The organism is Methanocorpusculum labreanum Z, assembly GCF_000015765.1.
GTDB lineage: Archaea > Halobacteriota > Methanomicrobia > Methanomicrobiales > Methanocorpusculaceae > Methanocorpusculum > Methanocorpusculum labreanum.
Window position 1 is genome coordinate 1,077,442 of record NC_008942.1, and the last position, 16,349, is coordinate 1,093,790.

The following is a 16,349-nucleotide window of genomic DNA, read 5'->3' on the forward strand; positions in this document are numbered from 1 at the left end:
CCATACGCGAGCGTAACGGTGGTTCTCCTATCTAAAGAAGAAAAAGAAAACGTGGAACGTAGATAGAATGCCGCATGAATTACTCGTGCGTTCTACGTCCATGAGAATCGTCTCATAGTTTGAGTTTTACCTATAAATAATGAGCACATTCCAGAGTTTGTGCCGCATCAATCCAATTTTCGGTTTCCTGTAGGAAACTACCTGTTTTGCAACTCACTTTTTGCTTAATATCTCCTGAAATCCAATTTGAAGATACATTTGGAGACTGTTATGAAAAAGAGTTTCATACTGGAAAATCTTGACTGCGCACATTGTGCAGCTGTTATGGAGAACGGAATCAGAAAAATCGACGGCGTCCATGATGCAAGTATCAGTTTCATGACCAGACGGCTTGTTCTCGATGCTGATGATGGGAGATTTCCCGATATCCTGAAAGAAGCTAAGGTCATCTGCAAACGGGTCGAACCGGACTGTGTCATTATGGAGTAACGAATCAGCCCTATGGTTGTTACTCTCACAAAAAAACAGCGGCGATCCCTCAACCGGATCATTGCTGCTTCGATTCTCTTTGCCGGAGCTGTTTTGCTCACAGAATTTGCTGTCTTTCCAGAATCATACTCGCTGTATGCCGAGTTTTTCCTGTTCCTCTCCGTTTATCTTGTGATCGGCGGGGATGTCCTTCTGCGTGCCGGCAAAAATATTATCCACGGAAATGTTTTTGATGAACATTTTCTGATGTCGATTGCGACGATCGGAGCATTCTGCCTTGGCCAGTATCCCGAGGCTGTTGCCGTGATGCTTTTTTACCAGGTCGGAGAACTGTTTCAGAGTTATGCGGTGGAAAAATCCCGCAGATCGATCGCAGACCTGATGGATATCAGTCCGGACCATGCATATATCGAGCAGGATGGGGCAATCATCTCTGTTGACCCAGGCATCCTCCAGGTCGGAGACCATATCGTTATCAAAGCTGGAGACAGGGTACCTGTCGACGGTGTGGTGATCGCAGGTATGTCGGCGTTGGATACAGCATCCCTTACCGGAGAATCTCTGCCCCGCAATGTCGGTGTCGGCGATAAGGTGATCAGCGGATGCATCAATATCAGCGGCGTGCTTCATGTCCGGGTAGAAAAGCCGCTGAGTGAATCGACCGTCACACGTATTCTTGAACTGGTGGAGAATGCGGCTGGTAAAAAAGCCAAAACCGAGCAGTTCATCACAAGATTTTCGCGGTATTATACTCCCGTCGTCGTCCTCGCTGCAGTGATTCTTTCCGTGATACCTCCGTTGATTCTCGCCGAGCCGTTTACCATCTGGATAGAGCGAGCTTTGATCTTCCTCGTCGTCTCCTGTCCGTGTGCCCTTGTTATTTCTGTCCCTCTCAGTTTTTTTGGCGGGATCGGGGGTGCTTCACGATCTGGAATACTCGTGAAAGGAAGCAGCTATCTTGAGGCTTTGTCGAAAACCGACACGATTGTCTTCGATAAAACAGGCACTCTTACCAACGGGAGTTTTTCCGTTACCGATATACATCCGATTGGAATTTCTGAAAGAGACCTGCTGGAAATTGCCGCACATGCCGAAACCTACAGTAGTCATCCGATCGCCGTTTCGTTACGGGTGGCATATCAGCAGCCGGTCAGCACTGACAATCTGACGGATGTTTCCGAGTATGCGGGCCATGGTGTTTCTGCAATGTATCTTGGTCGCCGGATTACTGTTGGAAACGCCGGATATCTGCAGGAACAGGGGGTCACCATTGATGATGGTTCCAAGGAGGGATCACTGATCCATGTTGCCATTGATGGAAGATACGCCGGATGGTTAAGGCTTGCCGACACAATCAAACCCACTGCCGTTCAGGCAGTGGCCGAATTGAAAAGACGTGGTATTCATCGAATTATTATGCTTACCGGCGATGCTCCACCTGCAGCGGCCGCAATTGCCCGTGAGCTGGGAATTGACGAGTATTACGCGTCCCTCCTCCCTCAGGACAAGGTCTCGGCACTGGAAAAAATTCTGGCAGAACAGCAGGTAGGACGAATGGCAGCATTCGTTGGAGACGGCATCAATGATGCTCCGGTCATTATGCGTGCCGATCTCGGTATTGCGATGGGATCTCTTGGATCCGATGCAGCTATCGAAGCGGCCGATATTGTCCTGATGGATGATGACCCAATGAAAATCATATCTGCGGTACATATCTCACACAAGACGATGCATATCGTTTTCCAGAACATCGTGTTCGCCCTCGGAGTAAAGTTTTTCGTGCTGCTTCTAGCCGCCCTGGGAATTGCAAATATGTGGGAAGCAGTTTTTGCAGACGTTGGCGTCGCATTCATCGCGATACTGAACGCGATGAGAACGCTGAAAAGCAGATAATGAGAGAAGTGTGCGCATCTTCAAGGCATTCCCCTACAATTCGCACAGCAGGTCAGGTGCGCATTTCCAGCGCGTTCGGGTCTTTCAAGCCACATTTGGACAAAGAGCGCATGGAAGGCACGCTATATTTTCCGGGGTGACGAATGATTTATCCCTTTTGGATGGTGCATGCGCGAAAATTTTATGTAAGTTTTGTAGAGAATCACAGATTGCCCAAGGATACGACAATCTGGAAAAAAGCTGGAAATATTCCAGCATTACCAGAAATATACAATTTTGACGCTAATAAAATCACACAGCAGGCGTGAAGTCGAGAGGGGACGTGACATATTCTATAGAGAATTATCTACACCAGCCGCATGAATTTTGTCCCGTGTTCTGGGACCAAGACATCAGGCAGGAAGTTTAGAACCAACCGTTTTGTAACATTTCTGTATTTAATCGTATCACTTTATTTGATATAAATTAGCCTGATTCGATTCTTTGTATGTTCACTAACGAGTCTCAATGAAGTGCTCAGATAGGGGTACGTTTGACAAATAAAGCAACATATAAATCATTTAACAAAAAAATAAAGATGGAGAACTGGAGATTATTTTACTACTAATATATTAATTAATAGTATTTCGTGTTAATTAAATATATTAGTAAAATAAGTCTGTCCAACCTCCTTGGAACAGATTTTGTCCTATTAGATAAGACTCCGTTCGGTAAAAAAGCATGCGATTTGCATGAAGAAAAACAGGTAAACATTATGGCAAAATACAAGGATGTCATCGATTTATATGATGACTATGGTAAACTCTTACGGAGTAATATATCCCTTGAGCGGATCAGCCCGCTTGTAAACCCGGCAGTCAAGAAAATCATCGACGACACGAAACGTTCTGTTGCAGTCAACCTCGGCGGTATGCAGGATGGTCTGAAGTCGGGTAAGATCGGCAAGCACCAGCAGATCCTCGGACGTGAACTTGACCTTGATATCCTTGGAAACATCGACGCAATCGAAGCAAAGATCAAAGAGTATGTCTCTGTAGAATCTGGCGATGACACCGAGATCAAACGCTTCAACGGCGGAAAACTTCTGTTAGTGAAGGTCCCCTCAGCACGTATTGCTGCAGCAGCAACCTACGATGCAGCCCTCACCTCTGTCGCAGCAGCAACCACCTATGCAGTTGTCGAGCAGTTCAACGTTGACATGTTCAACGCAAACACCGTCAAAGCAGCAGCATTCGGTACCTACCCGGTCACGATGGATCTCGCAGGCGGAGCATGTTCTATGATCATGTCTATCCCCCAGAACAACGAGTCTCTCGGATATGCACTTCGTAACATTCCGGCAAACCAGACCGTAATGATGACCCACAGAAACGCAATGCAGGGTGCAGCCCTCGCATCCACCTTCGAGCATGCAGGTCAGTTCGAGATGGGTAACGCAATCGGTCCATTCGAGCGTGCACAGCTTTTACTCTTCGCATACCAGGGTCTGAACGCAAACAACATCGTCTACGATCTTGTTAAAGCAAACGGTCAGACCGGTACTGTTGGTACTGTCGTTCAGTCCTTAGTCGAGCGTGCAATGGAAGACAACGTCATCACTCAGGCAGCAGCAGCTAAAGGCGGATACTTCAAGCCCTACGAGACCAAGGACCCGATGCTCTGGAACGCCTATGCATCCGCCGGTACCCTCGCCGCAACCATGGTCAACGCAGGAGCAGGAAGAATGGCACAGGCAGCATCCTCCACCTTACTGTACTTCAACGACCTTCTTGAGCACGAAACCGGACTTCCGGGATCCGACTTTGGAAGAGTTATGGGAGCCGGTGTTGGTTTCTCCTTCTTCAGCCACTCCATCTACGGTGGAGGAGGACCGGGTATCTTCAACGGAAACCACGTCGTTACCCGTCACGCAGCAGGTGTCGCAATGCCTTGTGCAGTTGCAGCATGTGCACTTGATGCAGGTACTCAGATGTTCTCTCCGGAAGGAACCGCAAAGATCTACGGTGAAACCTTCGGTAAGATCGAAGAGTTTGCACACCCGATCCAGGCAATTGCAAAAGTTGCATAACTTTCATCCGTGAATAACCAAAACAATCACGAAGGAACATAAAAATGGCATATACACCACAATACGGGCCGGGAACTTCCCGCGTCGCGGAAGTTCGTCGCAACCAGATGAACCCGAACGTAAAGCTCGATAAGATTCGCAACATTACCGATGAGGACCTTGTCCTTATCATGGGACACCGTGCACCAGGACAGGCATACCCGTCGGCACACCCCCCACTCGCAGAGCAGGGAGAACCCGACTGCCCGATCCGCAAACTCGTTCAGCCGACCGAAGGCGCAAAAGCCGGTGACCGTGTCAGATACATTCAGTTCGCTGACTCTATGCTGAACGCACCATGTCAGCCTTACCAGAGAACCTATCTCGAGATGTACCGCTACCGTGGTATCGACCCGGGAACTCTCTCCGGCCGTCAGATCGTCGAGTGCCGCGAGCGTGATCTTGAAGGATACGCACGCGAACTTGTTGAGAGCAGCCTCTTTGACCCGGCGACTGTCGGTATCCGCGGTGCAACCGTGCATGGACACTCACTCCGTCTCGCAGAGAACGGTATGATGTTCGATGCAGTTCAGAGATGTATCCTTGACACCGACGGTGTTGTAAAGTACGTCAAAGATCAGGTAGCAATTCCACTCGACCGCAAAGTTGCTGTCGGTAAACCGATGGATGCAGCCTGGCTGAAAGAGAACACTCCGATGTTCCACTCCCTTGTCGGAACTCCATTCCGTGCCGACAGTGAATATGTTGCATACGTTCAGCGTATCCACGCCCTCCGTACCAAATACGGATTCATGCCCAAGGAGGCCTGAGTAATATGGCAAAAGTAGAAAAGACCCAGAAACTTTTCCTTGATGCACTCAAGCAGAAGTTCCCAAAACAGGACGTTGCATCTGTTCAGACAGAGTTCTACAAGTTTAACGGCGTCCAGCAGTCTCCTCGTAAGAGAGAGTTCATGGCCGAGAACAAAAAGATCGAAGCTGCACGTGGAATCTCCATGTACGACCCGGAACACTGCCACCTTGGCGGTATCCCGATGGGTCAGCGCCAGCTGATGACCTACGAAGTCTCCGGCACTGGAACCTTCGTTGAGGGTGATGACCTTCACTTCGTCAACAATGCTGCCATGCAGCAGATGTGGGATGATATCCGCAGAACCGTAATCGTGTCCATGGACATGGCCCACCAGACCCTGCAGAAGCGTCTCGGCAAGGAAGTTACTCCTGAAACCATCAACGAGTATCTCCACGTCGTCAACCACGCAATGCCCGGAGGCGCCGTCGTTCAGGAACACATGGTCGAGACCCACCCGGGACTTACCGACGACTGTTACGTCCGTGTGTTTACCGGTGACCAGGAACTCGCCGACAACCTCGAGCCCCAGTTCGTCATCGACGTCGAGAAGCTCTTCCCGAAGAAGCAGGCTGAAGCCCTTCAGGCAGCAGTCGGCAAATCCCTCTGGCAGTGTGTCCACATGCCGACCATCGTCGGCCGTACCTGCGATGGAGGAACTACCTCCCGCTGGTCCGCCATGCAGATCGGTATGTCCTTCATTGCCGCATACCGTATGTGCGCCGGTGAAGCAGCCGTTGCTGACCTGTCCTTTGCAGCAAAGCACGCTGGTGTCATCAACATGGCCCACCACCTGCCTGCACGCCGTGCACGCGGTCCGAACGAGCCCGGAGGAATGCTCTTTGGTAACTTCTCCGATATGATCCAGGCAGACCGTGTCAACCCGAACGACCCGGCAAAAGCATCCCTGGAAAATGTCGCAGCAGGAGCCATGCTCTTCGACCAGATCTGGCTCGGATCCTATATGTCCGGCGGTGTCGGTTTCACCCAGTACGCAACTGCAGCATACACGGATAACATCCTTGATGACTTTGTATACAGCGGAATGGACTACATCCACGACAAGTACAAGGTTGACCTCAAGAACCCGAACCCGAACGACAAAGTCAAAGCAACCCAGGAAGTTGTCAACGACATCGCAACCGAAGTCAACCTTTACGGTATGGAACAGTATGAACAGTTCCCGACCATGATGGAAGACCACTTCGGCGGTTCCCAGCGTGCAGCAGTTCTTGCAGCAGCATCCGGTATCACCACTTCCATTGCAACCGGAAACTCCAACGCCGGTCTCAACGGCTGGTATCTGTCCATGCTTCTCCACAAAGACGGATGGTCCAGACTTGGTTTCTTCGGCTACGACCTGCAGGACCAGTGCGGTTCCGCAAACTCACTCTCCATCAGACCCGACGAGGGCTGTATCGGCGAGTTCCGTGGACCGAACTACCCGAACTATGCAATGAACGTCGGTCACCAGGGAGAATACGCAGCCATCGGAGCAGCAGCCCACTTCGGCCGCGGCGACGCATGGACGCTCTCCCCGCTGATCAAGATCTGTTTCGCAGACCCGGCCCTGAAGTTCGACTTCGCCCACCCGCGTGCAGAATTCGCCAAAGGAGCAATCCGCGAATTTATGCCTGCTGGTGAGAGATCCCTCATCATCCCGGCACAGTAAGTGGTTCATTAACCACTCACTTTTTTTTCTTTTTTCAACAGTTCTGCAAAAAAAATCAGCAGAGATAATTTCATAAAAAAAAGTGATGATCAATTCAGAGTTCTTGATGAGCTTATGAATCAGGTAAGCTCACTCAAAAGTTCGCTCATCCGTTTTAAAAGATGTTGCGCTGTGTCATACTCACCATCGGTGAATATGGAAAACGACATCGTATTATTCCACGTGAGAACCACGATAACAAACGGATTTCCTGTAGTGATATTTGCATAGTTCAAAGCATCTATCACAGAAATACCATCGCCGAAATCCACAATATCTTTCGGAAGGATTCCGGTATTCGACATGAATGGAGTTGAGTAATACTCCGGCTCGAGATACGGTTTGGCTGCTTCTGACTCCGGCTCTTCGATAGCGAAAAGTTCGCCTATACCCGGAGCAGTCGTACGGTGCGTCTTTGATAATGCAGTAACTTCGCGAAGAATTGATACTATATCCCCGGACTTCGGGATCGGTGCTCTTGACCAATAGGAAACTGAATAGTTTTTAATTTCGTTTCGAAGATAAGGAGGCAGATATCTTCTGAGATCTACGGCTCCCCGGATCGGCACTATAGACATCGAGGTCTGGAACGTGTCCAACACATACTCCTGTAGTGCAGCCGCATACACTGTAACCAGAACATCATTCAATGTTGCATTATTTCGGCGGGCAAACTCCTTCATAGAGTGCAGTGTATGAGGCTGTATCTTTTCGACAAGAAGCTGAGGCTTTCCACGCTTTTCCTGCGGGAATAGAAACAATTTCTGATATTGCTGGACAGGAATCCGTTTTACCGCTTCGGCACGGCACATTGCGGCGCATGCTTCACGGGAATAAGAATCAAGAAGCGGATCCAGAGATCGGGTGTTGCATTCCCTGACTGGAGCAGGAGTATAATCCGGATCCCACGCAAGATTTACATAACATGCCGAAATCATCCCGACAATATCCCACAAGCCATGTGCATCGGTTACTGTGTGATCTATCGAGAAAACCAGCGTGCATTGCGGCCCATTCTGATCCGCCGTCACATGCAGGGGGGGATGTTCAGTTGGCAGATTATCCAGAATGGCCGTCACACTCGCGGGGTCGGAACTGGCCACGCTCAGCCATTTTGGTTCTCTGGTCAGCAGCACCCACCCGCTGTTCTCGTCCTCATAACTGCCGGTATAATAACACCTGAGAATTTTGACTGCATCTGCAACTTTTGTAATTGCCTTTTCCAGGCGGTTAAGATCGATATATCCATTAAGCTCCAGATGAAGTGAGATGAAATAGAATCGGTTGTCATTGAATTTGCGTTGAAAACGGTCGAGTTTTGCGGAGGGGATGAATTTGTCTGCCATAAGAACATTCCTGAATAAATATTCGCTTTCAGCCTATTTCTATCTCTGCTGAATATATTGTGACGTTCGGTTTGAACACAGGTGCCCAAAAAGAAATAGAGCAATTATATGTTCTGAGAAACAACCTGTGAGGATATCGGTCACAGGCTTGGGACATATTAGTATGGCAGTATCCTCAAAAACACTTACATTTCATCTCTCGGAAGATGCGGTCGGGCAGATCAGTTCTTTAACAGCCGAAGCACTCAAAGAAGGAAATATTGAAGAATACGACATTGAGCGTTTGCATCTTGCCGTCGAACAGGTCCTGTTGAAATGGCTCGCTGTTCTCGGAGAAGGAATCGAAGGAACATACCGGAGCGGCAAACGTCTGGGCCGTCAGTACATTAACCTCTCGGTTATAGGACCAAGAGTAAATCCGTTCGGTGAAGACGGAGGGGACTGTGTTTTAAACGGGGGCAATTCGGTCCAGACACTGCTTGCAAATATCGGACTTACCCCGTCGTATCATTACGTAAACGGCGAAAATCAGATATCGCTCATGCCGAAGCGGAAAAAGATCAATCCGCTGATTTATCTTTTCTGCTCGATTTTTGCAGGAGTATTCGTTGGACTATTGTGCCGTGAACTACCGTATGACATCAGACACGCAGTCTCCGAGGTCGTTGTTGTCCCGCTGTTCGACACCTTCATTGGACTTTTAATCGCGGCGGCCCTTCCCATGATGTTTTTATCCCTTATCTGGGGTATTTACAGTATTGGCGATACGGCTACACTCGGAAATATCGGCAAACGTGTTATAGGCAGATACCTTGGAAGAATCTACTTCACGTTGGTCATCTGCACACTGGTCTGTATTCCGTTTTTTACGTATGCGGCCGGCGGGACAATAGTGAACGGCGGGGAGTTCACGGCGATTTTTTCCATGATCCTCGATATCATTCCATCCAATCTCATCTCTCCGTTCGTCGAAGGAAACTCTCTTCAGATCATCTTTCTGGCAGTGACTTTTGGTCTTGCCATGCTTATCCTGAACAAAAAGATCCCGGTGATCATACAGTTCGTTGGACAGGCAAACAACATCATCCAGCTGATCATGGAATGGATCACGTCACTCCTTCCAGTGATCATCTTCATCAGCATTCTTCAGTTGATGCTGACGGATATGCTTTCAGATATGGCAGGTCTCGTGAAACTTTTTGTAATCATCTTCCTCTGTGTAGGTGCAAACCTTGTCCTGATGATCATGAGTGTTTCGATTCGAAGAAAAATCTCCCCGATCATTCTGGTAAAAAAACTGCTCCCCTCATTTCTGGTGGCTCTTACGACCGCTTCATCAGCGGCTACCTTCTCGACGAACATGGAGTGCTGCGAGAAAAAACTGGGCATACAGCGTAAACTCGTGAACTTCGGCGTTCCTCTTGGAACCGCCTTCTCGAGACCGGGGCATGCCGCGGTATTTTTCTGCGTCTGTTTATTTATGGCCGATACCTACGGCGTTCCGATCACCTTTTCCTGGATATTTGCCGCCATACTGACCTGCGGCCTTCTTGCTTTGGCCGTCCCTCCGGTGCCCGGAGGAGGGATCGCCTGTTACTCGATTCTATTCCTTCAGTTGGGAATACCTGTAGAAGCGCTTGGTATCGCTGTGGTTTTGGAGATCGTGCTGGACTTCCTGAGTACATCACTGAACATGGTGGCCGTGCCTGTGGATATGATCCATGTGGCAGGCAAACTGGATCTGGTTGATGAAAAAGTGATGAGAGGCTGACCCTCTCATGCTGCTAATTATGAGGAAGTAAAATATCCTCGCGTCTTTCCCTCTGCTCCCTGAAGATGGTGTTCTTACCCATGATAAGACAGGCCAGAACAAGTGCGGCCATAGCAGGGATGAGGATCCCAAAGTCCCCGGTCATCTCGAGCACCATGATCATGACCGCAATCGGCGCATGAGCGATACTGCCGAATAGTGCGATCATGCCTATGATGACGAATATAGGAACCGTTGTAAGAGGTATGATTGTCGGGAAAAGGATATGCAGAATCATGCCGAATGCTCCGCCGGTAAATCCTCCGATCGAGATGCCCGGTGCAAATACACCGCCGCTCCCGCCCGACCCTATGGTCAGAGATGTCGTGAGAGTCTTGGCGAAAGGAAGAAGGATCAAAACAGTGAGGGGAAGCATGTTGTAAAGAGCAAGCTGCACAAATCCATAACCCGATCCGAGACTTCCGAGCGCTACCATAAGAGTGTCCGGTGAGATATAGGCAAAGACGATCACAAAGATGCCGATGATAAATGCTCCCAGAACTGGTTTAAGATATGTCGGCAGTCCATATGTTCGAAAGAATTTATCGAAGAGGGTCTTGGTTCCATAAAACGATTTGATGTACATGATCCCAATAAATGCACACAGAGGACCCAGAGCGAGGAAAAAGGGAACCTGAACAACGGACCAGGTCATTTCCGTCGTGCCGAATATGGCATCATACCCCATGAAAAATCCGAAAATCGAGTAACTGATGACCGACGCAAGAAAAGACGGGATTAAAACATCGGCATCAACGTCCCTAAGATAGAGGATCTCTGCTGCCAGCACGGCTCCTCCCAAGGGAGCCTTAAAAATCGTACCGATACCTGCCCCGATTCCTGTCGCGATCGCGATTTTTCGTTCACGCGGCGAAAGCTGAAAAACATCAGAGATAATTGCGCCAAATCCTGCAGCGATCTGGGCAGTAGGACCTTCGCGTCCGGCACTGCCCCCCGTTGAAATAGTGATCAAAGATGCAACTGCTTTAACGAACGGGACGCGCCAGCGAATTTTTCCATCCCCGTGATACGCTTTTAACGCCGCATCTGTACCATGACCTTCGGCTTCCGGTGCAAATTTATAGACGATCAGCCCGGAAAGGAGTGCGCCGCCGCAGATGATAGGGAGAATGAGCCAGATTATCGGCGGGGGTGTCCAGCAGGTGATCCCTGTGCAGGACTGACCAGGTGTAGGGAACGCACCGCCGTAGAAGATTCCCATAATTAGATTGATACAGTATTCGAGAGCCGTGAAAAACAAAAGCGTCCCGAATCCGGATATTATGCCGATACTTACCCCGATCAACAGGGTTTTTTTAAATGATATTCGTTCTTCTCCGGGATGCAAAATAACACCAGATATTAAGATCTATACTATTTTCGTTCTTCGCCAAGAATCAATTTTACTTATTGACTGCGCCGAAGTACATGTGTGTATATGCACCGATCACTGAACCAGCCATAATCCCGTCTTTTCCATTACCGACCCCTTCACCGCGGGTCAGGGTGAGCGCATATCGTACGTCTGAATCGGGTATGGTTCGCGAGTAGTGGAACTCATGACCGCGAATATCCATCCCCTCAGGGAAAAATGAGGGGGCCGTCACTTTACCAACAACATAATTCAAAGCGACGAACCGTTTTTCCATCTGACAGTCAGCATCAAGAAGCCCAGTCATTTTATAATTACGCCCTTCCAGTGTAGTTATCGAACGATTCAGCCACATCAGACCGCCGCACTCGCCAAAAATCGATTTACCTGAATCGGCAGCCCATTTCAGCTCAGACCTGCACCGGGATTTCGCCAGTTCTTCGGCATAGAGTTCCGGATAACCCCCGCCGAAGTAATAGGCATCTGCTTCAGGAAGAGTGTCGTGAATGGGAGAAAAGAAAATCAGTTCGGCTCCTTTCTTTCTGAGATGATCGAAGTTGTCCTGATAATAAAAACAGAACGCCTCGTCCAGCGCGATACCTATTCTGATTTTGTTTTCTGCAGGGGGCATGTTCGTCTCTGCCGTGATCACTGCTGTATCGGCAGCAGCGGCCAAAAGGGCGTCAAGCAGGCAGTGTTCTTCGATGAATGCTCCGGTATCTTTCATCCGAGCATCCTCATCCGCCATCTTCAAACCCAAGTGCCGGCTTTCAACGGCGAGTGCATCGCTTCGCGGGATCCATCCGAGAAGAGGGACGGAAATATCCGTGGTCGTCATCGCTTTATGCTTCTCACTGCCCCCTTTCGTCATAATTACGCCGGCAAACCGGACTCTGGAATCAAATTCCGTGTACCCCTTGATCAAAGCGGCCACACTCCGGCTCATGCCTTTGATGTCTGTAACCAAAACAACAGGAGCATCGAGAATGCGTGCGACATGCGCCGTGCTCGCGCAGTCCCCCCCATCCACGCCGTCATACAACCCCATCACACCCTCGATTACAGCAATGTCTGCCCCCTCGCATGCAGAAACAAACGAACGGCGGACCGACTCTTCACCCATCATGAACGGATCGAGATTGCGCGAACTTCTCCCGCAAACGACCGAATGATGGGACGGGTCGATAAAATCCGGTCCGACTTTGAACGGCTGGACCACGAGACCCCTCGCCCGAAGTGCCGCCATGATCCCGGACGCAGTGGTTGTTTTTCCGCATCCGCTGTGAGTGCCGGCGATCACGATACGGGGGATGCTGGTGCTTTGTCTAATCATAATCGTTTACCTTATATCAGTTTGAGTTTAATTTTATAGAATTATATCTTATCGATAGATACTAGGTGTTTTATGCATATTATGGAAGGGTTTCTGCCAAGCCCGTGGTGGCAGTTTTGGGCACTCCTCGCTGTGGTTTGTGTTTTGGCAGGCATGGCCGCGCTTATCAGACTCGTCAAGAGAAATCCTGAGTCACTGCCGCTTCTCGGACTTGCGGGAGCATGTGTTTTTATCCTTTCATCCCTGAAACTCCCTTCCGTAGGATCCTCATCGCATGCAACCGGCACGGGATTTGGCGCGATACTATTCGGACCTGCGGTGTGTTCAGTGTTCTGCACAATAGTATTAGTATTTCAGGCACTTCTTCTTGCACATGGAGGGATCACCACACTTGGCGCAAACATCATCTCGATGGGTGTTGCAGGCCCGCTTGCCGCCTGTATTATTTTTAAAATCGGCCATCTGATTCGACCCGAATTTAGTATCAGGAGTTTTTCGGTCACCGTGTTTTGTGCTGCTGCTGCGGCAGATTTAGTCACTTACATGATGACCTCCCTTCAACTCGCACTTGCCTACCCGGCGGCTGAAGGAGGGGTGCTTGCCTCTTTTGTGGTCTACCTTGGGATTTTCAGCATAACGCAGGTTCCCCTTGCTGTTCTTGAGGGCATACTCATTGTTCTTATGATGAGATTTGTGATCAGGATACGCCCGGATATCTTTGTCTCCCTCGACATTCTGTCGAAAAAAGAGACACGCATACTTCTTCCGAGTTCCGATCAGAACTTATCCCCAATATCGAAAAACAAATGGATTATTGCCGGAATCATTGTCGTGCTGCTTACAGCCTCCCTTGCATTCCTGCTTGCAGGACTCGGACTCCAGTCCGGATCTGATGATCTGGTCGCAGAAACGCTGATAGATCTGGGAAATCTTCCGGTCTTTGATCCGCTGAATCTTGTCTCCGAGGATATGCACGGCTGGCTGTTTGCTCTTCAGGCCGGTATCGGGGCTGCAGTCCTTGTTTTCTGTCTCTATCTGCTGAGAATCAGATCGGCATCCCGAGGTTTTGGAAAAAAACCTCACACCATCTTTGATGAACATATTCTCGATGATGTGGCGATCGCAAGTCCTCTTCGGCAGGTTTCAGCATGGCTTAAACTGCTGTTCTGTCTGTCAGCGATCATAATCGGCGTGACCTCGCCGCTCCCGTATCTCCCATTATTTATTGCGGGGGTCATGATCTTTGCAGCACTCATCATCGCGAAAGTCAGTCCGCGTCTTTACGGATCTCTCCTGACGATCCCTCTGGTGTTTGCCGGAACGGGAGCTGCGGTGATTTTACTCATCACCGGCGGCGGGGAAACACTTATCGACTTTTTCCGTATCGGAGCATTTCATTTCCAGATAACCACGACTTCGCTTGAACTGGCGGCACTGGTATTATCCAGGACGCTGGCAGGTATGTGTTCGCTCTACTTCCTTACTCTAACCACGCCGATAACATCACTGTTTTCCGTTCTCCAGAAGATGCGGATGCCTCAGGCATTCATCGATTTGTCCATGCTGATTTACCGGTATATCTTCGTCTTCATCGGCGAGGCGATCGCGATCCACAATGCACAGATTATGCGGGGAGGATATGGCACGTGGAAAAATTATCTCACTTCGTTTTCCATGCTTGCCTCGATGCTTTTTATCAGAACCTGGGAAAAAGGAGAGGCAATCTTTGTTTCCATGGACTCACGCTGTTATGACGGATGCATGGCTCTTCCAGAAGAAGAGGGTCATGTCACTCCGCTTTCAGCGATGGCTGTGTTTCTCTTTATTGCGTTAATATTTGGTCTGTTATGTGCGGAGATGCTGTTATTATGAACGATAATGTACTTACTTTTGAAGATGTCCGGTTCTCGTATCCGGGCCGCCCCGCATCGCTGAATGGAATATCCTTTTCGATTAAGAGAGGAAAGAAAGTTGCTGTTGTCGGACCTAACGGAGCTGGAAAGACCACGCTCCTTCTGATGTGCAATGGTACGCTGGTGCCGGAAAGCGGAAAAATTCTGGTAAACGGCGAGGAGATCGCATACGATAGAGTTTCGCTTCGGGACGTTCGGACCAGGGTGGGCCTCGTGTTTCAGAACTCAGATTCCCAGATATTTGCCCCGAGCGTCTATGCCGACGTGGCATTTGGACCGATGAATCTGCATCTCTCCGAAGAAGAGATACTGGAACGTGTTTCTGATTCGCTGTTTGCCGTTGGCCTTGTGGATTATGACAAGCGTCCGCCTCATCACTTGTCGGGTGGTGAAAAGAAACGTGTCGCGATCGCGGGGATTCTTGCCATGCGGCCCGACATTCTGGTAGCTGACGAACCAACTGCGTCACTTGATCCGGCAACGGCCGCCGAGATCATGGATCTTTTGGACGAACTCCATGAAGACGGGACGACGATCCTGCTCTCGACCCATGATGTTGAACTTGCCTACGCATGGGCAGACGAGGTGATTCTTCTTGCCGAAGGCATGGTCCTTCATCAGGGAGAACCTGCCGAGGTCTTCACCAGCTATGAATTGATGACAAAAGCGAGGATGACCCCGCCGGTCCTGCTGGATCTCTACATGGAGCTTGTGAGAAGAAATATCCTTGCGCAGGGTATCCCCCCGAAAGGTATCCCGGAGATGACCCGACTTATCGAAGGATCCTGTCCTATCGTGACCGGGACAATCTATCTCGCTGATACTGATTCTCTGACTCCTTCTTTGGCACAGCAGATGCAGGCAGAACACCCGGCCTGGCACACGGGTGCTATGGGAACGAGAGCAAAGAAGTTCTGTTATCTCTCGGAGATTTCGCTTGAATATACGCACGGCGTTGTGGACAAGTGTCTTCTTTCCGTCATGAGCGGAGAAGATACTCTGATTCTGACCTGCGGCGGGATGCTTGACCGGGTGGAACTTCGGGCGGCCACATTCTCAAAAGAAAGCGGGATCGAGGTACAGGTCATCCGAATCTAAAACAGCATTCACCAGATAGTCGGTAATCATACACGGATTCTTTGGATAATGCCCCCATACAAATATATTTCAGGCAAAAAACCCATTGTTAATTCATGAATACAAGCATTCAATGGAAAAATACCGTTGCGGCGGGGCTACGGAGGGTCCGATGAAAAACGCCAGGATGAATGCGTGGGTCGATCTCGCTGCGTTCATTGCAGCAGTAGCCACATGTGTGACCGGTTATGTTCTCTGGGCATTTTTCCCTCTGGGATCGGGAAGGGGGGCAATGAATTTCCTTGACGTCAGTTATCAAGTCTGGTATGATCTCCATTTCTATACAAGTACCCTATTTGTTGTCCTCGTTGCAATTCATCTAATTCTCCATTATCGGTGGATTCGAAATATGCGTATGATGCTGGTCAAAAAATAATAACGATATTTTTCCTTATTTTTCCTGCAAAAGCTGATTGTAAATATTGGGA

Annotated in this window: 12 protein-coding genes; 9 read left to right on the forward strand and 3 right to left on the reverse strand. The window is 49.4% G+C overall.

All coding sequences use genetic code 11. The features are described 5' to 3' along the window. Positions 1–270 precede the first annotated feature (270 nt). From MLAB_RS09960 to mcrA, 5 genes are all read left to right on the forward strand, one after another. Positions 271–489, forward strand: coding sequence for a cation transporter (locus MLAB_RS09960; RefSeq protein ID WP_048062063.1), 219 nt, complete (start codon positions 271–273; stop codon positions 487–489). Between the two features lie 12 nt (positions 490–501). Further along, the gene (locus MLAB_RS05640; RefSeq protein ID WP_011833437.1) at positions 502–2,382 is read left to right on the forward strand and encodes a heavy metal translocating P-type ATPase; all 1,881 of its coding nucleotides are present in this window, start codon (positions 502–504) and stop codon (positions 2,380–2,382) included. Between the two features lie 754 nt (positions 2,383–3,136). After that, the gene (gene mcrB / locus MLAB_RS05645; protein WP_011833438.1) at positions 3,137–4,450 is read left to right on the forward strand and encodes a coenzyme-B sulfoethylthiotransferase subunit beta; all 1,314 of its coding nucleotides are present in this window, start codon (positions 3,137–3,139) and stop codon (positions 4,448–4,450) included. Positions 4,451–4,494: 44 nt separating this feature from the next. After that, on the forward strand, positions 4,495–5,259 hold the full coding sequence (mcrG, locus tag MLAB_RS05650; RefSeq protein WP_011833439.1) for a coenzyme-B sulfoethylthiotransferase subunit gamma: 765 nt from the start codon (positions 4,495–4,497) through the stop codon (positions 5,257–5,259). A gap of 5 nt (positions 5,260–5,264) precedes the next feature. After that, positions 5,265–6,971, forward strand: a complete 1,707-nt coding sequence (gene mcrA, locus MLAB_RS05655) for a coenzyme-B sulfoethylthiotransferase subunit alpha (protein ID WP_011833440.1) — start codon at positions 5,265–5,267, stop codon at positions 6,969–6,971. 119 nt (positions 6,972–7,090) lie between these two features. On the opposite strand, the gene MLAB_RS05660 is transcribed toward mcrA, so the two are convergent. Further along, the gene (locus tag MLAB_RS05660) at positions 7,091–8,356 is read right to left on the reverse strand and encodes a hypothetical protein (protein WP_011833441.1); all 1,266 of its coding nucleotides are present in this window, start codon (positions 8,354–8,356) and stop codon (positions 7,091–7,093) included. 163 nt (positions 8,357–8,519) lie between these two features. Here MLAB_RS05660 and MLAB_RS05665 point away from each other — a divergent pair, with 163 nt between their 5' ends. Next, complete coding sequence (locus MLAB_RS05665; RefSeq protein ID WP_011833442.1) at positions 8,520–10,127, forward strand: dicarboxylate/amino acid:cation symporter; 1,608 nt, start codon at positions 8,520–8,522, stop codon at positions 10,125–10,127. Between the two features lie 13 nt (positions 10,128–10,140). Here the strand turns inward: MLAB_RS05665 and MLAB_RS05670 are convergent, their stop codons facing one another. Both MLAB_RS05670 and MLAB_RS05675 read right to left on the reverse strand, forming a co-directional pair. Continuing rightward, entirely contained in the window at positions 10,141–11,388 is a 1,248-nt protein-coding gene (locus tag MLAB_RS05670) for a chloride channel protein (RefSeq protein WP_245525959.1), read from the reverse strand. Between the two features lie 181 nt (positions 11,389–11,569). Next, positions 11,570–12,871, reverse strand: a complete 1,302-nt coding sequence (locus tag MLAB_RS05675) for a cobyrinate a,c-diamide synthase (RefSeq protein WP_011833444.1) — start codon at positions 12,869–12,871, stop codon at positions 11,570–11,572. 72 nt (positions 12,872–12,943) lie between these two features. On the opposite strand from MLAB_RS05675, the gene MLAB_RS10045 reads away from it, so the two are divergent. From MLAB_RS10045 to MLAB_RS05690, 3 genes are all read left to right on the forward strand, one after another. Then, positions 12,944–14,743 carry an energy-coupling factor ABC transporter permease gene (locus tag MLAB_RS10045; protein WP_011833445.1) on the forward strand — a complete coding sequence of 600 codons (1,800 nt, stop codon included), beginning with the start codon at positions 12,944–12,946 and terminating at the stop codon, positions 14,741–14,743. Next, positions 14,740–15,882, forward strand: coding sequence for an energy-coupling factor ABC transporter ATP-binding protein (locus MLAB_RS05685; protein ID WP_011833446.1), 1,143 nt, complete (start codon positions 14,740–14,742; stop codon positions 15,880–15,882). Before MLAB_RS10045 ends, MLAB_RS05685 begins: the two co-directional genes overlap by 4 nt. A 151-nt stretch (positions 15,883–16,033) precedes the next feature. Continuing rightward, positions 16,034–16,297: a DUF4405 domain-containing protein gene (locus MLAB_RS05690; RefSeq protein ID WP_187146102.1), complete on the forward strand. Its 264-nt coding sequence runs from the start codon at positions 16,034–16,036 to the stop codon at positions 16,295–16,297. Positions 16,298–16,349: the final 52 nt, after the last annotated feature.